Here is a 20,324-nt window from a genome sequence, read left to right as displayed (position 1 = left end):
TCCCCACGCAACGAGACGAACACCGTATGCCAGCCCTCCGCCCTGCCGTCCCCGACGATCTTGCGGCCGTCGAAAGCCTCGTCCAGGATGCCTACAGCCCCTATCTCGAAACGATCGGCGTTCGCCCTGGCCCATTGTTCGACGACTATGCCGACTATATCGCCCGCGGTTTCGTGCATGTCCTGGAAGACAATGAGGCGCTGCTCGCCCTGATCGTGCTGATCCCCGAGACCCAGACACTGCTGCTCGACAACATCGCCGTCAGTCCCAAGACGCAGAAGCGCGGCTTCGGCCGTCTCCTGATGGCGTTTGCCGAACAGCAGGCGCGCGACGCAAACCTTTCGGCCATTCGGCTTTACACCCACGAAAAGATGGTCGAAAACCAGGCCCTCTATCGCGCCTTTGGCTATGTCGAAACCCATCGCTGCGAAGACAAGGGCCTCGCCCGCGTTTTCATGACCAAAGCCCTTCTGCCCTAGCGAAGCCCAGCCGCAGGGCCGCACATGCGACCGAAACGGAATGAACCCATGACAGAAATTCAAGTGCGCCGGCGCTTGTCGATCGCTATAGGAAGAACGGTTGTACAAGGCTCGACGGGGCCGTGCGGCAGGGTGTCGAACACCGCAAGCGAGAATAGGCCGACATGAGCATTTCCCCCGGAGCAAATCCGCCCGCCCGGAGCATGGCAGCCACCGCGAATGTCATGACCGGCATGATCCTGATGGTGCTCGCCGTCCTGCTGGCGCCGCTCATCGACATTTTTTCCAAGCTTGCCACCTCGACCGTGCCCGCAGCCGAAATCACCTCGGCGCGCTTCCTGCTGCAGATCCTGTTCATGCTGCCGATCTTCGTCTGGCGGGGGTCCTGGCCGCGCTTCACCCTGCGCAGCAGCGGCTTCCATGCCCTGCGCGGCGGCGTCATCACCATTTCCATGGTCTGTTTCGTCATGACGCTGAAGGTCATGGAAGTGGCGGACGCCATCGCCATCTTCTTCGTCGAGCCGATCATCCTCACCATTCTCAGCAGCATTTTCCTCAAAGAAACGATCGGCTGGCGGCGCTATACGGCCTGCGCTGTCGGCTTTCTCGGCGCCATGCTGGTCATCCAGCCGAGTTTCGAGGAAGTCGGCTATATCGCCCTGCTGCCTGTTGTCACCGCCTTCTGCATCGCCATATCGGCCATCCTGACGCGAGTCATGGCCCATACCCAGGACCCCTGGTCCATGCAGGTGGAGACTGGTGTCTGGGGCCTGGCCTTCTGCGTGGTCCTGCTGGCGCTTGGCAGTGGCACTGGCTTGTCGGTCTTCGATCCGGTCCTGCCCGACGCCCAAGCCCTGCTCTGGCTCCTCGGCGTCGGCTTCAGCGCCGCCGTGTCAGGCATCCTCGGCGTCTATGCCTATCGCGCCGCCCCCGCCTCGACGCTTGCGCCGCTGCAATATCTCGAAATCGTCACGGCAACGCTGTTCAGCTGGATGGTGTTCGGCGATTTCCCCGACCCCATCAAATGGCTCGGCATCGCCATCATCATCGGCTCCGGGCTTTACATCATCTGGCGCGAGCGCCGCTTTGCCAGCAAACCGGTCTCGGATGCTGCCGGCACGGCGATTGCTCCTTAAGGAACGAGAGATGCACGAGACAGACAGGAAACCGGCACCCCTTGACGGCATTCGCGTCATCGAACTGGCGCGCGTGCTGGCCGGCCCCTGGGCAGGCCAGATGCTGGCCGACATGGGCGCCGATGTCATCAAGGTCGAAAACCCCGATGGCGGCGACGACACCCGCGCCTGGGGGCCGCCCTTCGTCGAAGGCGCCAACGGCGAAAACCTGTCGGCCGCCTATTACCACGCCACCAACCGCGGCAAGCGCTCGATCGCCGTCGATCTGAAGGACGAAGCCGGCCAGGAGATCGTGCGCCGCCTGGTGGCCAGCGCCGATATCGTCATCGAGAACTTCAAGCTCGGCGGCCTGACCAAATACGGCCTCGACTACGACAGCCTGAAGGCCATCAATCCCAAGCTGATCTATTGCTCGATCACCGGCTTCGGCCAGACCGGCCCTTATGCCAATTTTGCCGGCTACGACTATATCGTCCAGGGCATGTCCGGCTTCATGTCGATCACCGGCGAGCCGGACGGCCAGCCGATGAAGGCCGGCGTGGCGATTGCCGACATCTTCACCGGCATCTATGCCGTCACGGCCATCCAGGCGGCCCTGATCCATGTGCTGCGCACCGGCGAGGGCCAGCATATCGACATGGCGCTGCTTGATGTGCAGTCGGCCGTGCTTGCCAATCAGAACATGAACTATCTGGTCTCCGGCACCGCCCCGTCGCGGCTTGGCAATGCCCATCCCAACATCTCGCCCTACGAAGTGGTGCCCACCGCCGACGGTTACCTGATCTTGGCCATCGGCAATGACGGCCAGTTCCGCCGCCTGTGCCGCATCCTCGGCATCGAGGCCGTGGCCGACGATGAACGTTTCGCCACCAACAAGGCCCGCGTCGCCAATCGGATCGAGGTGCGCCGGCTGGTGACCGCCGAGACGGCCAAAAGGCAGAAGCGCGACCTGCTCACCGCCTGCGAGCAGAATGCCGTGCCGGCCGGCCCGATCAATTCGATTGCCGAAATGTTCGAGGATCCGCAGGTCAAGGCCCGCGAACTGCGCATCGACCTGCCCGATGTCGACGGCACGATGATCCCCGGCGTGCGCAGCCCCATCGTGCTGTCGCAAACGCCGCTGCGCTACGAGCGGCCGAGCCCGCGGCTTGGACAGGACCAGCAAGACATACTCGCCGAACTGGCGGAGATCGAAAGAAAGGCTTCGAAATGAAGAGAACCGGCGGACAATTGATTGTCGAGGCGCTGCAGGCCAATGGCGTGAAACGCATCGCCTGCGTTCCCGGCGAAAGCTATCTCGCCGTGCTGGATGCCCTGCACGACACCGATATCGACACCATCGTCTGCCGCCAGGAAGGCGGTGCCGCCATGATGGCCGATTGCTGGGGACGCCTGACCGGCGAGCCGGGCATCTGCATGGTGACCCGCGGTCCGGGCGCCACCAATGCCTCGGCCGGCCTGCATATCGCCCGCCAGGATTCCGTGCCGATGATCCTGTTCATCGGCCAGGTGCAGCGCGAGGCGCGCGAGCGCGAAGCCTTCCAGGAAGTGGAATACCGCCGCGCCTTTACCGAATTCGCCAAATGGGTCGGCGAGATCGACGACGCGCGCCGCATCCCCGAATTCGTCACCCGCGCCTTTGCCGTCGCCACATCGGGCCGCCCCGGCCCGGTTGTCCTCACCCTGCCGGAAGACATGCTGGTCGACGAGGTCGAGGCCCCTGAGGCAAAACCCTACCTGCCTGTCGAAAGTCATCCCGGCCCAAGCCAGATCGCGCGCCTCGGCGCCCTGCTGGCGGGTGCCAAGCGCCCGATCGCCATTCTGGGCGGCACCCGCTGGAGCGAGCAGGCCGTCGCCGATTTCCAGAATTTTGCCGCCCGTTTCCAGCTGCCGGTCGGCTGCTCGTTCCGCCGCCAGATGCTGTTCGACCATACGCATTCCTCCTATGCCGGCGATGTCGGCATCGGCATCAATCCGGCGCTGGCCAGCGAAATCAAACAGGCCGATCTGGTGCTGCTGATCGGCGGCCGGTTCTCCGAAATGCCGTCGTCCGGCTATTCGCTGCTCGACATCCCCTACCCCTCGCAGACCCTGGTGCATGTGCATCCCGACCCGTCCGAACTCGGCCGCGTCTACCGTCCGGATCTGGCGATCTGCGCCGCACCGACCGATTTCGTCGAGGCCCTGAAAAGCCTGGCAGCGCCCGACGTGCCCGTCTGGGCAAGCCGCACTGCCGCCATGCATGTCGCCTACCGCGAATGGTCGACACCGCCGCAGACCGGGCCGGGCGCGGTGCAGATGGGGCCGATCATGGACTGGATCGAGGCCAATACCGCCTATGACACGATCTTCACCAATGGCGCCGGCAATTACGCCACCTGGGTGCATCGCTTCCACAAGTTCCGCGCCTACAACACCCAGGCCGCCCCATGTTCCGGCTCGATGGGCTACGGCCTGCCGGCCGCCGTCGCCGCCAAGCAGCTGTTTCCGGACCGCGAGGTGATCTGCTTTGCCGGCGACGGCTGCTTCATGATGCATGGCCAGGAATTTGCGACCGCGGTGCGCTACCAGCTGCCGATCATCACGGTTATCGTCAACAACGGCATCTACGGCACGATCCGCATGCACCAGGAGCGGGAATATCCCGGCCGCGTCAGCGCCACGGGCCTGACCAATCCCGATTTCGCCGCCTTTGCAAAAGCCTATGGCGGCCATGGCGAGACGGTGGAAAAGACCGAGGATTTCGCCGGCGCTTTTGCCCGCGCCCGCCAAAGCGGCAAGCCGTCGATCATCGAGATCAAGCTCGACCCGGAAGCCATCACGCCGACGAGGACCCTAAGCCAGATCCGCGACAAGCGCTGACAAACCTTTGAAACAAAAGACAAAGGCCGGGATCACTCCCGGCCTTTGTTGATTCAAAGCATGAACTTGGGGCTCAGAGAGCAGCCGTCACGATGAACTCGACCTTGTAGTCGGGCGTTGCCAGCGCTGCTTCGCTGGTGGCGCGGGCCGGCGGGTTCTTGGGGTCGATCCAGCCTTCCCAGACGGCGTTCATTTCGCCGAAGGTCGACATGTCGGAGAGGTAGATGATGGTCTGCAGGATCTTCGACTTGTCGGAGCCTGCCAGCGCCAGCAGGCGATCGACTTCGGCAAGCGCCGACTTCGACTGTTCGGTGACCGACGTGCCGTCGCCGACCTGGCCGGCCAGGTAAACGGTGTTGCCGTGGACGACTGCGCCGCTCATGCGGGCGCCGGGCTCGATACGCTTGATGGTCATGGGAAAACTCCTGATGGTTTTGTGGGAAAGGTTTGAGCCACCGGCGGGCAGCACGATGGCCGGCCCAGGCAGAGGCCCGAGCCGTTCAAAAACTCAGCCGCGCAGATGCTGGCTTTTTTCGTAGATGGCGGTCGAGCGGGCACCGGACCGGCAATAGCCCAGCATCGGCCGGTCGAAATCGTCCAGCGCATCGACCATGCCGGCCACCGCTTCGGCGGTCACGCCCATCGGGCCGACCGGCACATGGGCGATCTTCAGGCCCAGCTCTTCGGCGCGCTCGGCAATGGCGGCGAATGTCGGCTGACCGGCCTCTTCATGGTCCGGACGATGGCAGACGATCGACTTGAAGCCCAGCGCCTTGATGGTGTCGAGGTCCTCGATGGCGATCTGCCCGCTGACGGAGTATTCGTCGTTGATCTCTCGGATGTTCATCGCCTGGTCCCTCTCTCGATAACGGGTGACACATCTACGATGGCACGCCCAAACCGTCAATCGCTGCTTGAAACCGCTCACACAAACGCGAAGGACAGCGCGTAATCGCGCCCCTCGCCTGGCGCCAGAAGATCAAGTTCGCCGCGCTCGGCAAGCTGTGCCCTGCCCTCCCAGCGATGCGACACCGGCTCGATGCCCAGCACATGCGCCGGCGCCCGCTGATTGCGCCAGACCTGCAGGAAGGGCAGCGTGTCGGTCTTGAACCGGACGCGCAGCGTCAAGCCGCCGATGGCCGCGATCGGCCCGAGCCGCAGTTCTGCAACGCCGTCATCGCCGGCCATCGCCGGAACGCAGAAAATGCCGCCATCCGCTTCGCCGAAAGTCCAGGGAAAACCGCCGCCCTCCAGCATGGCGCCTTCCAGCCGCACCGCATCGTCAAACAGCCGTGCGCCGATATTCATGTGATACATCAGCATGGCCGGAAACGGCGTGTCGCCGGTATTGACCACCCGGTCGGCCAGAAACACCTCGCCGCTGTCGCCGTCGATCCGCCACGATCGCTCCAGCCGCGCCGTGCCACCATCGGCCAGTTGCACCGGAACCAAAGCCGTGCACTGCGCATTGCCGCTGTGAGTAACCGATGTGAGGATCTCTGCCGGATGAGACGAGAACGAACCATGCAGGGGATAGCGGCCGGGATGACCTTGGCCGATCGGTTCGGGATGGCGGATATGGTCAGGGCCACAGGTAAACAGAAAACCCTGCAGCGAATGGTCGATGCGCGGGTCGCCGTCGTCGGGAATGGCCCTGCCCGGCGCCAGATCGATGCCATGGACCAGACAGGCGCCGATATCGAGCACCGATGCCGGATCAAGCGCCAGAACAGGACCGGATTTAGCCTTGAATTCCATAGCGTTACTCCTACTTATCCGTCACCGGGTCCAAAGCTCCGGGACGGCGCCAGACCTAACGGACAAATGCAATATCTTCAAGGCGAAGCCAAGCCCATCGGCTCGGGTACCGCAGGCCAACGATCACAAGGAATTTAACCGATTGTTCACTGCGAATTCACCTTTTCCACATTAGGGTCAAAATTACCGTGTTTGTCGCACCAGAATTTAACGGGAAGAATCATGAGCGTGAATGACATGTGGAAAGCCGGACTGGTTTTGACCGCACTGGCAAGTATGCCCGCCTTGCTGGCCGGAACCGCTTATGCTCAGGCTCCCTATGGCGCCCCGCAGGGCGAGATGGTGCTCGTGGCGCCGAATGGCGATCTTCTCGACTATGTGCCGGAACGCGGCGCCGTGATCATCAGCCGCGACCGTCTGGGCCGCACCGTGCTGATCGACAATTTCGGCAACGTGGTCGCAACCGAAGTGCCGGCGGAGACCTACTTTCCGCAGGTGCGCCGCAACCGCTATCCGGTCGAATACCAGGACGCTCCGCCAACCGATGCCTGGGGCAACGAACAGGTCACCACGGGAACCATCGCGCCTGTGGAACGCCAGCCGCTCGACCAGGCTTTTCCTGACGATGTCACGCAGGAAATGACCTCCATCGAGCCGCAGTCCGAAAACCTGCCGCGCCACGACATGAAGCCGACGATTGCCGTAAAGACCCGGTCCAGGCCGGAGATCACCGCGCTGCAGGTCTTCCTCGACCGCGAAGGCATGTCGCCCGGCGTGATCGACGGCAAGATGGGCAGCAATGTCGACAAGTCCATTGCCGCCTGGCAGGAAAAGACCGGCGAGACGCTGGATCCCAACAATACCGACGACATCATCGAACGCCTGCGGTTTTCCGGCGGACTGGCGATCACCAGCTATACGATTACGCCCGGCGATGCCGCCGGACCCTTTGTCGCGGAAATTCCGGAAGACTACAGCCAGAAGGCCCTTTTGCCGTCGCTGGCCTTCACCTCGACCACCGAAATGCTGGCCGAGCGCTTCCACATGGATGAAGCCTATCTGAAAGAACTCAATCCCGAAGCCGATTTCACCATTCCGGGTACGACGATCAAGGTGGTCAATCCCGGCGAACCGATGACCGGCAAGGTGGCCCGCATCGTCGCCGACAAGGGCCGCAAGCAGGTCTTTGCCTATGACGAATACAACACCCTGATTTCGGCCTATCCCGCCAGCATCGGCTCGTCCGACACGCCATCGCCGTCGGGCCTGGTCAATGTCGAGCGTGTCGCGCTCAATCCCGGCTATACCTACAATCCGAAGATCAATTTCCAGCAGGGCGCCAATGACAAGGTCCTCAACATTCCGCCAGGGCCGAACGGTCCGGTCGGAACGGTCTGGATGGCCCTGTCGAAGCCGACCTATGGTATCCATGGTACCCCGGAGCCCTCCAAGATCGGCCGCACCCAGAGCCACGGCTGCATCCGCCTGACCAATTGGGATGCGACCGAACTCGCCAAGATGGTGCAGCCCGGCGTTACCGTCGAATTCGTCGACTGAGCACGAATCATCGTCCTGAATGCAAAAATGCCCGCCTCCTTTTCAAGAGCGCGGGCATTTTTCTTGGATCGTCCTGGGAGGTGACGATGGGAGAGATGCGGCGGATCAGGCGGCCTTGCCGACCAGGCGCAGGAAGCGGCGCGGCCGCATCGTGCGGATCACCTTGATCGGCAGCATGCGCATCACTTCGCTGGCAAAGCCTTGCGAATTCTCGCGGGCCTTGTCGAGGTTGCTGACGCGGGCCGGATCCATCGAATAGAGCGTGCCGCCACAGTCGAAGATGTCGCGAAACGCATTGCGCTCGGCGATCGGCGTATTGATGACATTGACGCCGCGGGCCGCCAGCAGGCCCTTGATGGTCAGCAACGCCCGCGTGGTCACCATGGAGGCGACGCGGGTCAGCACGACGGAATGGGCGATGGTCATCTTGCCGGTGTCTTCCATCAGCTTGATCAGGTCGATGATCTGGGCGGCCCCACGGGCATCCATGGCACAGCCCTGCACCGGGATCATCACATGGTCGGACAGGCCGATCGCCATGGTCACCAGCGCGTCACGGGCGCCGGCCAGATCGATGACCACGTAGTCGGACTCGCGGCTGGCTTCGCGGATATGCCCCTGCAGCGATGCCATGGACACTTCCGAGATAACCTCGATATTGAACTGCGGGCCGGAAATCTCGTGCCATTGCGTGATCCAGTGCTGCGGATCGGCGTCGAGAATGGTGATGCGGTAGCCTTGGTGAGCAAGTTCGGTGGCAAGCAGAAGGGCAGCTGTCGTCTTGCCGGCTCCGCCTTTGGCATTGGCAAATGTGATGACTGGCATGGAATTCCTCGTCGGTCTGAAAGAGCCATTCATCGCTCTAAAGGCTTCCTGCTTCATGGGGCCTGGTTAATGCAGTCTTTCTAAAATTAGTTAATATTCCCCAAAGATCGCCGGAAGTTCCCCCTCCCCAATTCTTATGGGGCAGAACTAAGGTCCTGTCGTAAAACGACAAAAGCCCGCGACATCGGTCGCGGGCCTTGTCGGTCGAAAAGAACAGGAGTCAGAAGCAGTCGGCAAACAGGACCTTGGTGTTCTCCAGCGTCATCGCCACCGGATTGCCGCCGGCGCTCGGGTCTTCGATCGCCATAGCCGACAGCTCATCGATGCGGTCGGCGGCGATGCCCATGGCCGTCAGGTTCTCCGGAACATGCAATTCAGCGCGCAGCGACAGCACGTAGTCGTAGAACCCATCGAACCCGCCGGAAATGCCGAGATAGGCCGCCGCCCGCTCGATCTTGTCCTCGATGACCGACCGATTGAAGCGTAGCACCGGCGGCATGACAACGGCATTGGTCATGCCGTGGTGCGTGTTGTAGACCGCACCGATCGGATGCGACAGGGCGTGGATGGCACCCAATCCCTTCTGGAAGGCAACGGCGCCCATGGCGGCGGCCGACATCATGTTGGTGCGCGCCTCGAGATCGGTGCCGTCCTTGTAGGCGAGCGGCAGGAATTCCTTGACCAGCCGCATGCCTTCAAGCGCAATACCCTGGCTCATCGGATGATAGAAGGGCGAGGAATAAGCCTCCAGGCAATGGGCAAAGGCATCCATGCCGGTACCGGCGGTGATCACCTTCGGCATGCCCATGGTCAGTTCCGGATCGCAGATGACGACGCCTGGCAGGAATTTCGGGTGGAAGATGATCTTCTTCACATGGGTCTGCGAATTGGTGATGACCGAGGCGCGGCCGACTTCCGATCCGGTGCCGGCCGTGGTCGGCACGGCGACGATCGGCGCGATGCCGTCAGAATTGGCCCGCGTCCACCAGTCGCCGATATCCTCGAAATCCCAGACCGGACGGGTCTGGCCGGCCATGAAGGCCACGCATTTGCCGAGATCCAGGCCCGAGCCGCCGCCAAACGCGACGACGCCGTCATGGCCGCCGTCCTTGTAGGCCTTGACGCCGGCCGCAAGATTGATCTCGTTCGGGTTCGGATCGACATCGGCGAAGATCGCCCGGCCAAGGCCACCCTCTTCGAGGATGTCGAGGGCTGCCTTGGTGATCTGCATCGAGGCCAGGCCCCGGTCGGTCACCAGCAGCGGATTCTTGATGCCGAGCGTCTTGCAGGCATCGGCCAGTTCCTTGATCCGGCCGCGGCCCATCTTGATGGCGGTGGGATAGCTCCAGTTGGCGACGATGTTCATTTCGTGACTTTCTTCAAATGGTAGGATTTCGGACGGGTCAGGTTCTGGAAACCGATGACGGAGAGCGAGCCGCCCTTTCCGGTTTCCTTGCAGCCGGTCCAGCACAGCGCCGGATCGAGATAGTCGGCGCGGTTCATGAACACGGTGCCGGTCTCGATGTCGCGGCCGATGCGGGCGGCGCGCTCCGGATCCTTCGTCCACAGCGACGCCGTCAGGCCATAGGGGCTGTCGTTCATCAACGCCAAGGCCTCCTCGTCGCTTTTGACCTTCATGATACCAACGGCCGGACCGAAAGTCTCGTCCTTCATGAAGGCCATCGAATGGTCCACGTCGACCAGCACCTGCGGCATGATATAGGCGCCGCCATCATCGGCCGGGAACAGTTTCGGATCGACCAGTGCCTTGGCGCCCTTGGCCACCGCATCGGCGATCTGCTCGCGCACCACCTTGGCAAAACGCTTGTTGGCCATCGGTCCCAGCGAGGTTTCCGGATCGAGCGGATTGCCGAGCTTGTAGTTCGACACCCAGGCGACCGACTTCTCGACAAAGCTGTCGAACAGCGATTCATGCACATAGATGCGCTCGATGCCGCAGCAGCACTGGCCGGAATTGTAGGTGGCACCGTCCATCAGCGTATCGACGGCGGCCTCCAGATCGGCATCCTCCATCACATAGCCCGGATCCTTGCCGCCGAGTTCGAGGCCAAGGCCGGCAAAGGTGCCGGCCGCGGCCCGCTCGATCGACCGGCCGCCCTCGACGGAACCGGTGAAGTTGATGAAATTGAAATTGCCGGCAGCGATCAGCGCTGAGGTCGTTCCATGATCGAGGAACAGGTTGATGAACACGTCATCCGGAATACCCGCCTCGACAAAGGCGCGCACCATGCGTTCGCCGACCAGCAGCGTCTGGGTGGCGTGCTTGATGACGACGGTATTGCCGGCCATCAGCGCCGGAGCCACCGTGTTGATCGCCGTCATATAGGGATAGTTCCACGGCGCGATGACGAAGACCACGCCCTGCGGCTCGCGCTCGATGCGGCGCTCGAAGGTGGCGCTGGCCTCGATCACCAGCGGCGCCAGGGCATCGGCAGCAATCGTCGCGACATAGTTGGAGCGCTCGTTGAAGCCCTTGAACTCGCCGCCATAGCGCACCGGCCGGCCCATCATATGGGCGAGTTCCGGCACCACCTCATCGACCATCTCATTGAGCCGCGCGACGCCCTTCAGCACCAGTTGCACGCGCTCTTCGAGCGGGCGCCGCGCCCAGCTCTTCTGCGCCTTGCGGGCCCGCGCCACGGCAGCGCTCGCCGCCTCCAGCGACATGGCAGGGCGTTCGGCATAAACCGATCCGTCGATCGGCGAAATGCATTGGATCATTGTCATTTTCGTCTCCAAAAAGCCTAGCAGGCCAGTACTCTTACATGTCCGGCCGCGCCATACGACAGAATGGCGCGATCACGGGTTATGATGGTCAGATCATGCGCGCGCGCGGTCGCGATCAGGATACGGTCGGCGGGATCGCCGTGTAGGGGCTCCGGCAGGAAGAACGAACGCAGCAATAGTTCAGGGGTGATCGCCAGAAGGCCTGCCGCTATTTTCCCCACCGCGCTGTCGAACCAGTCCTTCGGTTCCCTTGTGATCGTCAATCGACCCTTGCTCAGCAACATCCCGACCTCCCAGGCCGAAAAAACCGATACCCATATACGATCGGATACAGGCGACACCGAACGCAAGGCCGACTGTGCGGCGGGTAGAACTGGCTGATCTTCGGCAAGATAGATGAGCGCACAGGTATCCAACAGATATCGCTCAGTCGTCATAAACCTTTGCCCACTCTGGATCAGCCGGCCCCGTCAGATCGTCGCCCGGAGCAATCGTGACCGTGCCCTTCATGCATCCACGAACACGATCGTAAAAATTGTCAGCCGATAGGTTGAGCCCTCCCTCCATCTCCCTTTGCGTGAACCTTGGAAGCACCACTGCCGTTTCTTCCTTTCGGCCCTGCTCGTCAAAGCTGAACCGCTCCTGCCCCTCCTCGGCAAAGCCGAGCCGCTCGCCCCTGCGCCGCGCCGCGACTTCATGCAGCGTCACACCAAGATAGTCCGCAATCCGGTCCTGCTCCTCCGCACTCATCTTGCGTTCGCCACGCAGCATCCGGGACACGGCGCTGGAATCCAGCCCCAGGGCTTTTGCCATGTCGCGCAGCGATCGACCCCGGCTGTCGAGCTCACGATAAAACCATTCGCTATCGATCATGAGAGTATCCCTTGTTCGTTGCGATAATATCATCGTGAGGCGATTTCAGCAACAAAACCGTTGTGATTTACGCCCTCTCAAACCCTCTGGCCACCTCCCAGTCGGTGATCTTGCGGTCGTATTCCTCCTGCTCCCATTCGGCTGCACGCACATAGTGATCGATCACGGTGTCGCCAAATGCCGAGCGCAGCATGGCGGAGCCGGACAGCGCTTCGGTTGCCGAACGCAAGGTGCGCGGAATTTCGCGGGCTTCCGCAGCGCCATAGGCGTCGCCAGTAAAAGCCGGCTCAAGTTCCATCGCCTTCTCGATGCCGTCGATACCGGCGGCCAGAAGAGCCGCCATGGCGAGATAGGGGTTCAGATCGGAGCCACCGACGCGGCACTCGACGCGGATCGACTTCGTGCCCTCGCCGCACAGCCGGTAGCCGGCGGTGCGGTTGTCCTTCGACCAGATCGCCTTGGTCGGCGCAAAGGTGCCGGCCATGAAGCGCTTGTAGGAATTGATGTAGGGTGCCAGGAAATAGGTGATCTCGCTGGCATGGGCCAGCAGTCCCGCCATGTAATGCTTCATGGTCGAAGACATGCCGTAGGTGCCGTTCTCGTCGAAGAACATCGGCGTCTTGCCATCGATGCTCCACAGCGACTGATGGATATGCGACGACGACCCAGCCGCATTGTAATGCCATTTGGCGAGGAAGGTGATGGCCTTGCCCTTGGACCAGGCGATTTCCTTGCAGGCATTCTTGATGATCACATGCCGGTCGGCCATATCCAGCACCTCGGCATAACGAACGTTGATCTCCTCCTGGCCGGCCGACGCCTCGCCCTTGGAGTTTTCGACCGGGATGCCGGCGCCCTGCAGGCCCTTGCGGATCGCCCGCATCACATCCTCTTCCTTGGTGGTCTGGAAGATGTGGTAGTCCTCGTTATAGGGGCTGGCGAGCTTCAGGTTGCGATAGCCCGATGCATGGGCCTGCTCATAGGTCTGGTCGAACAGGAAAAATTCCAGCTCCGTCGCCATGAAGGCCTTCAGGCCCATGGCCTCCAGCCGGGCCACCTGTTTTTTCAGGATGGCGCGCGGCGAATGGGGCACGTCTTCATGAGTGGCGTGATCCTGCATGTCGCACAGCACGAGAGCGGTACCTTCCAGCCACGGCACGCGGCGCAGCGTCGAAAGATCCGGCTTCATCGTATAGTCGCCATAGCCCTTTTCCCAGCTGGTGGCGGCATAGCCGGAAACGGTTTCCATCTCCATGTCGGTCGCCAGCAGGTAGTTGCAGCTATGGGTCTCCTTGTAGGCGCTCTCGACGAAGAACTCCGCCTGGAAGCGCTTGCCCATCAACCGGCCCTGCATATCGACCTGGCAAGCGAGAACCGTATCGATGCGGCCTTCGGCAACATCTCTCTTCAGGTCGTCGAAAGTGTAAGTGGTGCTCATAACGCTTGGGTCCCGTGATTGCCCGACGATACTGGTTCAGGCCGTAATCCTGTGGAAAACTTGGCAGGCGGAGACCGCTCAAACGGCCCCCGCCTGCGATGCGCGATCAGATTTCGCCGACTGCCTTTTCAGCGGCGGCAATCTCGGCCTGACGCTTGGCCACTTCCGCACCAATCGGTGGGCCTTTGAAGCGCTTGTTTTCGAACACCAGCCAGACGATCGCCGTCAGCACGAAGAAGCCGAGCGTGATGTAGAGCGCCCAGTCGTTCGGCGGCTGGATGCCGATGACGAAGATCACCGCCATGGACACCAGCGAAAGGATGGCGACGATCTTGAAGCGTGCTGCCCCCAGATCCCAGGGACCCATGGCATGCCATCTCGGCGTGCCATGAGCAAACAGCCCGAGACCGATCGGCAGGGCAAACGACAGGAACAGGAAGATGACCGTGCACGAGACGACGATCGCATAGGCGGACGCCTCACCGATGGTGACCTGCGACGTGCCCCAGACGAACAATACCGACAGGACGGCGGCCGTCCAGATGGCAGCAACCGGCGTGCGGTATTTCGGGCTGACCTTGGCCAGCGCGCTGGAGCCCGGCAGGCCCTTGTCACGCGAGAAGGCAAAGATCATGCGCGAGGCCGAGGTGACCGTCGCCAGGCCGCACAGGAACTGCGAGATGAAGATCGCGACATAGAGCACGAACTTGATCGTCGGATTGACCTGGGTGTCCATCGCCCAGAAGAACACGTTCCAGCCCTGCTTGGCAGCATCGTCCATGTTGGGGATCATCAGGACGAACGAGCACAGCATGATATAGCCGAAGATCGACGCCCAAAGAACCGAGGACACCATGCCGCGCGGCACGGAATGCTGAGCCCGCACGGTCTCTTCCGAGGTATGGGCCGAGGCATCATAACCTGTGATCGTGTAGACCGGCAGCAGCAGGCCGAGCGCAAAGACCCAGCCGCTCGACACCGAAGGCCAGACATTGCCGCCGGCTTCGCCCGAATAATTGCTGAGCGTGAACAGCCGCGCAAACTCGTAGGACGGCGCCGATACCAGGCAAACGATCGTCAGGCCGATCGCGGCCGCCAGGATGAGATACCCGGACATGTCGGTGAGCTTGGCCGTTAGACCGATGCCGACATGGTTGATCAGCGCCATCAGGCCGGTGATCGCACCGACGAAGAGAATGCGGACCATCAGCGTGTCTTCCATGCCGAAATAGGCACCGAAGGCTCCGAAGAAGAAGTAGTAGGTGCCGACATTGATGGCACCCAGAACCGTGATCAGGCCGAGCAGGTTGAGCCAGGCCGACAGCCAGCCGGTGAAGCGGTTGCCGAGGATCGAACCCCAATGGTAAAGACCGCCGGCGGTCGGATAGGCGGACGAAATCTGTGCCAGCGCCAGGGCGAAGAGACCGGACATCAGGCAACCGAGCGGCCAGCCGATACCGATGGCGATACCGCCGGCGCCCGATGTCGCCTGAGCCAGCGAATTGATGCCGCCGGACATGATGCAGATGATGGAAAATGAAATCGCGAAATTCGAGAACGAGCTCATGCTGCGTTCAAGTTCCTGGGCATAGCCCATGGAATGCAGGACATGCATATCCTGCTTCTTGTCTGTTTCCGAATAGTCCGACATGACGTCCCCCGTTTGCCGATCGCCCACGGAATTGCGGGCGAATCCGTTCCAATTTTGCCGTCGGCTTTGCCGATCGGCCGGATTGCAGTTCAACTGCTCCCTGGGGTCAGTTATTATTGTCTAGCGGGCGTCCAGCGACGCCTTGATCAGTCCCGCCAGATATTCGGCCATGACCCCTTGGCCAACCTCGTCTGCGATCAGGTCGTTGCGGACCTCGATCATCACATTCATCAATCCGTTCGGCAGCCCATGCAGCCTGAGGCTATGCGTCACGCCATCGGCCGGACCGTAAGGCGCGTTGCGCTCCACGCGGAAGTCCGAGCCCTTTGCCGCCTCCGCCAGCATGCTGTCGGCCAGTCGGCTATCCTCGTCATGCAGGATACCGATCTCGACGGTCCGTTTCTCGCCCATATAGACCGGCGTGAAGCTATGCACCGTCACCACGACGCTTGGCCGCGACTTGGCCTGCCGGTCGGCCAGCACCGCCGCCACCCGGTCGTGAAACGGCACATAAAGTGCCGCCGTGCGGGCATAACGCTCGGCCACGCTCAGGTCCCGGTTGCCGGGAATCTCATAGATCTCGCTGCTCTCCGGCATGGCGGCGGGCGATTCCGGCGGGCGGTTGCAGTCGTAGATCAGCCGCGAAAAGCGCTGGAACACCAGCACGGCATCAAGCCGCACCGATAAAAGCCGCGACAGGGCAAGGGCGCCCGGATCCCAGGCAATGTGGCTGGAAAGCGCCTCTTCGCTCAAGCCCAGATCACCGGCATTGAGCGGCAGTGTGCGTGACGCATGCTCGCACACCAGTACCACCTGGCCGGTGCCGTCGATATTTTCCACGGCAACGGCATCGCCGTCCGCCTTGGTCAAAATATCAGACCTCAAGAGCATGCCGCAAACCTTTCGGAAATCTTAACTCCACCCACCGAAGAGAATTCTTCAGGTTTGAGACAGTGTCAATCGGCAAACTGAAAAATTCTCTTCATTTTGAAGATTGACAGGTCGTCGTTTGCCCGTGATAAATTTTGTGACAGCCGGCAGAAGATCGGCCAGGGGGAAATGAAAACGTGTCCAACCCATCAAGGACCGTATCGGACGTCATCCACGCCCATTTCGGCGGGCTGACCCGTGCTGAACGGCAACTGGCCGAGAGCCTTCTGGACAATTATCCTGTGTCAGGCCTCGGCAGCATTACGACCGTGGCCGAGAACGCCCGTGTCTCGACCCCGACCGTTGCCCGCATGGTGCAGAAGCTCGGCTACAAGGGCTATCCGGAATTCCAGGCCCATCTGCACCAGGAGCTGGAAGCAACGATTTCCAACCCGATCACCAAGCACGACCGCTGGGCGGCGAACGCACCGGGCACCCATATTCTCAACCGCTTTGCCGAAGCCGTGATCAGCAACATGCGCCAGACGCTGAGCGAGCTGGACACGGTGACCTTCGACGAGGCCGCCGGCCTGCTATCGGACCGCAAGCGCAGCCTCTACTTCGTCGGCGGGCGCATCACCGGAGCACTGGCCGAATATTTCTTCACGCATATGCAGGTCATTCGGCCCAAGACCACGCTGATGTCGTCCAACAGTTCCTCCTGGCCGCAGCATGTGCTGAATATGAGCGCCGGCGACGTGCTGGTGATCTTCGACATCCGCCGCTACGAGGCCGACATGGTGACGCTGGCCGAAGTCGCCAGCCGCGCCGGCATCGAGATCATCCTGTTCACCGACCAGTGGACATCGCCGGTCGCTAAGCTTGCCCGGCATGCCTTCAAGGTCCAGATCGAAGCGCCGTCCGCCTGGGATTCCTCCGTGGTGACGCTGTTCGTCGTCGAAGCGCTGATCGAAGCCGTGCAAAACACCGCCTGGGACGAAACCCGCGAGCGCATGAACACGCTGGAAGGCCTGTTCGAGCAGGCACGCCTGTTCCGCAAGCCGCGCTGACGTTCCAGATACCAAGGGAGCAAGGGAGGGAGACGAGAAAACGTTTGTCAATTCAAGGAACCGCCGGCGCTGACGGATGCCGATAGGGAGCTGAACGACCGTCATACAACTATCATGCAAGCCGATTAACAGTCGCGCGACGCTGAAATCCAACAAGGAGAAAACCAGTGATTTCCCACACCCGCCGCCTGCTTTCGCTGACGACCGCCATGGTCGTCGCCTCCACCGCTTTGGCCTCCGCCGCCGAGCCGAGCGCCGACCTGATCGCCGCAGCAAAGGCTGAAGGCGCGCTGACCACCATCGCCCTGCCCCACGACTGGTGCGGCTACGGCGCCGTCATCGATGGTTTCAAGAAGAAGTATCCGGAGATCTCGGTCAACGAACTGAATCCGGACGCCGGCTCGGCCGACGAAGTCGAAGCCATCAAGGCCAACAAGGACAACAAGGGCCCGCAGGCTCCTGACGTCGTTGACGTCGGTCTGGCCTTCGGCCCGCAGATGAAGGCCGAAGGCCTGACCATGCCTTACAAGGTCTCCACCTGGGACGAAATTCCGGAAGGCGTCAAGGATGCCGACGGCCACTGGTACGGCGACTATTACGGCGTGATGTCGCTTCTGGTGAACAAGGATCTGGTCAAGGATACCCCGGCCGATTGGTCGGATCTTCTGAAGAAGGACTATGCCGGTCAGGTCGCTCTTGCCGGTGACCCGCGCGCCTCCAACCAGGCCATTCTCGGCGTTCTGGCCGCTGGCCTCGCCTCCGGCGCCAAGGCCGGCAAGGAAGCTGGCGAAGCCGGCCTGAAGTATTTCGGCGAACTGAACAAGGCCGGCAACTTCGTGCCGGTCATCGGCAAGTCGGGCACGCTCGCCCAGGGTGCAACCCCGATCGTCGTGATGTGGGACTACAACGCCCTTGCTGCCAAGGACACGCTGGCCGGCAACCCGCCGGTTGAAGTCGTCGTTCCCGCATCGGGCGTTCTGGCCGGCGTCTACGTTCAGGCGATCTCGGCTTACGCTCCGCACCCGAACGCTGCCAAGCTCTGGATGGAATACCTCTATTCGGACGAAGGTCAGCTGGCCTGGCTCAAGGGTTATTGCCACCCGGCCCGCTTCAACGCGCTGGTCAAGGCCGGCAAGGTTCCGGAAGATCTGCTGAAGGCGCTGCCGCCGGCTGCTTCCTATGAAAAGGCCTACTTCCCGACCCTCGCAGAAGTCGATGCCAACAAGGCTGCCGTCACCGGCGGCTGGGACGCTGTCGTCGGCGCCAACGTCCAGTAAGCAGACTTGACGATTGCCCGCTCCGGCCTCTTTGGCCGGGGCGGGTTTTGCCTTATGAATGAGCCAGCAGCACGAAGACTTGGCGGGGAACAAGCAGAATGCCATCGGACCAACCCAGCTCCCACGCGGTCGCGATACCGCCGAAGCGCAAACTGCCCATGCATTGGCTGGGTGTGCTGCCGTTTTTGATTTTCGTGACGCTATTCCTGATCATGCCGACCATGCGCATCGTGCTCGGCGCCTTCCAGACGCCCGATGGCAGCCTGACGCTGGACAATATCCGCGGCTTGTTCAAGCCGTCGATCATCGCCGCCTACTGGATCTCCATCAAGATCAGCCTTGCCTCGGCGCTGCTCGGCTGTGCCATCGGCTTTGCCGTTTCGGCAGCGGTCGTCCTCGGCGGCCTGCCGCGCGTCATCCGCGGCCCCCTGCTCACCTTTTCCGGCGTCGCCTCGAACTTTGCCGGCGTGCCGCTGGCCTTCGCCTTTCTGGCAACGCTTGGGCCGGTCGGCCTGCTGACGGTCTTCCTCAAGACTCAGCTCGGCCTCGATCTGCGGCTGCTCGGCTTCAATATTCTGTCCTTCTGGGGCCTCACGCTCACCTATCTTTTCTTCCAGATCCCGCTGATGATCCTGATCATCACGCCGGCCCTCGATGGCCTGAAGCGCGAGTGGAAGGAAGCCGCCTCCATTCTCGGCGCCACCGGACTGCAATATTGGCGCATGGTCGCCTTTCCCATCCTGTTTCCTTCGCTGCTCGGCACGCTGGCCCTGCTGTTTGCCAATGCCTTCGGCGCCGTCGCAACCGCCATCGCGCTGACCGGATCTTCGCTCAATATCGTGCCGATCCTGCTGTTTGCGCAGATCCGTGGCGATGTGCTGGGTGATCCTCATCTCGGCTATGCGCTGGCCTTCGGCATGATCGTCATCACCGGCATTGCCAATGCCATTTACATCTGGCTGCGCGCCCGCAGCGAAAGGTGGCTGAAATGACCCGTATCTGGTCCTGGGGAGCCCTGCTGTTCGGGCTTCTGTATTTCTTCCTGCCGCTGATCGGCATGACCAATTTCTCGCTGAAGATGCGGCGCGGCGAATATTCCTTCGACGCCTATGCCAAGGTGCTCGGTGACCCGCAATTCCAGCAGACCTTTAGCTATTCGGTTATCATGGCGCTGGTCACCATCATTTTCGGCGTGGTGCTGATCGTGCCGACCGCCTATTGGGTGCGGCTGAAGATGCCGTGGCTGCGACCCTATATCGAATTCATCACCCTTCTGCCGCTGGTCATCCCGGCTATCGTCATCGTCTTCGGCTATATCCGGCTCTACAATACATCGAGCTGGCTGCCGCTGACCGGCACGATCATGGGCACCAATATCCTGTTGATGTTCGGCTATGCGACGCTTGCTCTGCCCTACATGTACCGCGCCGTCGACACGGGGCTGCGCACCATAGACGTGGCAACGCTGACCGAAGCCGCCCAGAGTCTGGGCGCCGGCTGGGTCACCATCCTGTCGCGCATCATCCTGCCGAATGTGCTGGTGGCCGTTCTGTCGGGTGCCTTCCTGACCTTCGCCATCGTCATCGGCGAGTTCACCATGGCCGCCCTGCTCAACCGCCCGGCCTTCGGTCCCTATATGCAGCTTCTGGGCGCCAACCGCGCCTATGAGCCTGCCGCCCTCGCCGTGATCGCCTTCGGCATCACCTGGGGCTGCCTCGGACTGATCCAGCTCGTTTCCCGCCTCCAGAAAACCGCGCCCGCCAAGGCCTGAGGACATTTG

The 20,324-nt window shown here is 61.9% G+C and carries 20 protein-coding genes; 9 read left to right on the top strand and 11 right to left on the bottom strand.

The genetic code is table 11. The features are described from left to right. Nucleotides 1-26 precede the first annotated feature (26 nt). From HFC70_RS07355 to HFC70_RS07340, 4 genes are all read left to right on the top strand, one after another. Complete coding sequence (locus HFC70_RS07355; protein WP_168472588.1) at nt 27-479, top strand: GNAT family N-acetyltransferase; 453 nt, start codon at nt 27-29, stop codon at nt 477-479. Nucleotides 480-643: 164 nt separating this feature from the next. Beyond that, nucleotides 644-1,615: a DMT family transporter gene (locus HFC70_RS07350; protein WP_168472587.1), complete on the top strand. Its 972-nt coding sequence runs from the start codon at nt 644-646 to the stop codon at nt 1,613-1,615. Nucleotides 1,616-1,625: 10 nt separating this feature from the next. Next, nucleotides 1,626-2,828, top strand: coding sequence for a CaiB/BaiF CoA-transferase family protein (locus tag HFC70_RS07345; protein WP_168472586.1), 1,203 nt, complete (start codon nt 1,626-1,628; stop codon nt 2,826-2,828). After that, nucleotides 2,825-4,477 (top strand): thiamine pyrophosphate-binding protein, encoded by a 1,653-nt coding sequence (locus HFC70_RS07340; protein WP_168472585.1) that lies wholly within the window; start codon nt 2,825-2,827, stop codon nt 4,475-4,477. Before HFC70_RS07345 ends, HFC70_RS07340 begins: the two co-directional genes overlap by 4 nt. A 73-nt stretch (nt 4,478-4,550) precedes the next feature. Here the strand turns inward: HFC70_RS07340 and HFC70_RS07335 are convergent, their stop codons facing one another. From HFC70_RS07335 to HFC70_RS07325, 3 genes are all read right to left on the bottom strand, one after another. Next, nucleotides 4,551-4,892, bottom strand: coding sequence for a RidA family protein (locus HFC70_RS07335; protein WP_168472584.1), 342 nt, complete (start codon nt 4,890-4,892; stop codon nt 4,551-4,553). Between the two features lie 93 nt (nt 4,893-4,985). After that, a complete protein-coding gene (locus HFC70_RS07330) occupies nt 4,986-5,324 on the bottom strand; it encodes a TIGR01244 family sulfur transferase (protein WP_168472583.1) in 339 nt (112 codons plus the stop codon). 77 nt (nt 5,325-5,401) lie between these two features. Beyond that, nucleotides 5,402-6,235, bottom strand: a complete 834-nt coding sequence (locus HFC70_RS07325; RefSeq protein WP_168472582.1) for an aldose 1-epimerase family protein — start codon at nt 6,233-6,235, stop codon at nt 5,402-5,404. Between the two features lie 276 nt (nt 6,236-6,511). Here HFC70_RS07325 and HFC70_RS07320 point away from each other — a divergent pair, with 276 nt between their 5' ends. Next, nucleotides 6,512-7,792: a L,D-transpeptidase gene (locus HFC70_RS07320; protein ID WP_246735689.1), complete on the top strand. Its 1,281-nt coding sequence runs from the start codon at nt 6,512-6,514 to the stop codon at nt 7,790-7,792. Between the two features lie 105 nt (nt 7,793-7,897). On the opposite strand, the gene HFC70_RS07315 is transcribed toward HFC70_RS07320, so the two are convergent. The 8 genes from HFC70_RS07315 to HFC70_RS07280 form a co-directional block, all read right to left on the bottom strand. Next, nucleotides 7,898-8,617 (bottom strand): ParA family protein, encoded by a 720-nt coding sequence (locus tag HFC70_RS07315; RefSeq protein WP_168472581.1) that lies wholly within the window; start codon nt 8,615-8,617, stop codon nt 7,898-7,900. Between the two features lie 220 nt (nt 8,618-8,837). Next, nucleotides 8,838-9,983, bottom strand: coding sequence for an iron-containing alcohol dehydrogenase (locus HFC70_RS07310; protein WP_168472580.1), 1,146 nt, complete (start codon nt 9,981-9,983; stop codon nt 8,838-8,840). After that, the gene (locus tag HFC70_RS07305; RefSeq protein WP_168472579.1) at nt 9,980-11,365 is read right to left on the bottom strand and encodes an aldehyde dehydrogenase family protein; all 1,386 of its coding nucleotides are present in this window, start codon (nt 11,363-11,365) and stop codon (nt 9,980-9,982) included. Before HFC70_RS07305 ends, HFC70_RS07310 begins: the two co-directional genes overlap by 4 nt. A gap of 17 nt (nt 11,366-11,382) precedes the next feature. After that, complete coding sequence (locus tag HFC70_RS07300; RefSeq protein WP_168472578.1) at nt 11,383-11,802, bottom strand: type II toxin-antitoxin system VapC family toxin; 420 nt, start codon at nt 11,800-11,802, stop codon at nt 11,383-11,385. Continuing rightward, nucleotides 11,792-12,238, bottom strand: coding sequence for a helix-turn-helix transcriptional regulator (locus tag HFC70_RS07295; protein ID WP_168472577.1), 447 nt, complete (start codon nt 12,236-12,238; stop codon nt 11,792-11,794). The genes HFC70_RS07300 and HFC70_RS07295 overlap by 11 nt, the downstream gene beginning before the upstream one ends. A 67-nt stretch (nt 12,239-12,305) precedes the next feature. Beyond that, the gene (locus tag HFC70_RS07290; RefSeq protein ID WP_168472576.1) at nt 12,306-13,676 is read right to left on the bottom strand and encodes a glutamine synthetase family protein; all 1,371 of its coding nucleotides are present in this window, start codon (nt 13,674-13,676) and stop codon (nt 12,306-12,308) included. A gap of 106 nt (nt 13,677-13,782) precedes the next feature. Then, nucleotides 13,783-15,327, bottom strand: a complete 1,545-nt coding sequence (locus HFC70_RS07285) for an amino acid permease (RefSeq protein ID WP_168472575.1) — start codon at nt 15,325-15,327, stop codon at nt 13,783-13,785. A 120-nt stretch (nt 15,328-15,447) separates the two neighbouring features. Then, nucleotides 15,448-16,218, bottom strand: a complete 771-nt coding sequence (locus HFC70_RS07280) for an N-formylglutamate amidohydrolase (protein WP_168472574.1) — start codon at nt 16,216-16,218, stop codon at nt 15,448-15,450. 176 nt (nt 16,219-16,394) lie between these two features. Between HFC70_RS07280 and HFC70_RS07275 the strand changes: the two genes are divergently transcribed. The 4 genes from HFC70_RS07275 (at nt 16,395) to HFC70_RS07260 (ending at nt 20,315) form a co-directional block, all read left to right on the top strand. Further along, entirely contained in the window at nt 16,395-17,267 is an 873-nt protein-coding gene (locus HFC70_RS07275) for a MurR/RpiR family transcriptional regulator (RefSeq protein WP_168472573.1), read from the top strand. Between the two features lie 167 nt (nt 17,268-17,434). Beyond that, nucleotides 17,435-18,544 carry an ABC transporter substrate-binding protein gene (locus HFC70_RS07270; protein ID WP_168472572.1) on the top strand — a complete coding sequence of 370 codons (1,110 nt, stop codon included), beginning with the start codon at nt 17,435-17,437 and terminating at the stop codon, nt 18,542-18,544. 98 nt (nt 18,545-18,642) lie between these two features. Further along, nucleotides 18,643-19,536: an ABC transporter permease subunit gene (locus HFC70_RS07265; protein WP_168472571.1), complete on the top strand. Its 894-nt coding sequence runs from the start codon at nt 18,643-18,645 to the stop codon at nt 19,534-19,536. Beyond that, complete coding sequence (locus HFC70_RS07260) at nt 19,533-20,315, top strand: iron ABC transporter permease (protein WP_168472570.1); 783 nt, start codon at nt 19,533-19,535, stop codon at nt 20,313-20,315. The genes HFC70_RS07265 and HFC70_RS07260 overlap by 4 nt, the downstream gene beginning before the upstream one ends. Nucleotides 20,316-20,324 lie beyond the last annotated feature (9 nt).

The organism is Agrobacterium sp. a22-2, from assembly GCF_012276985.1.
Classification (GTDB): domain Bacteria; phylum Pseudomonadota; class Alphaproteobacteria; order Rhizobiales; family Rhizobiaceae; genus Allorhizobium.
This window is presented reverse-complemented; position numbering and strand designations above follow the sequence as displayed.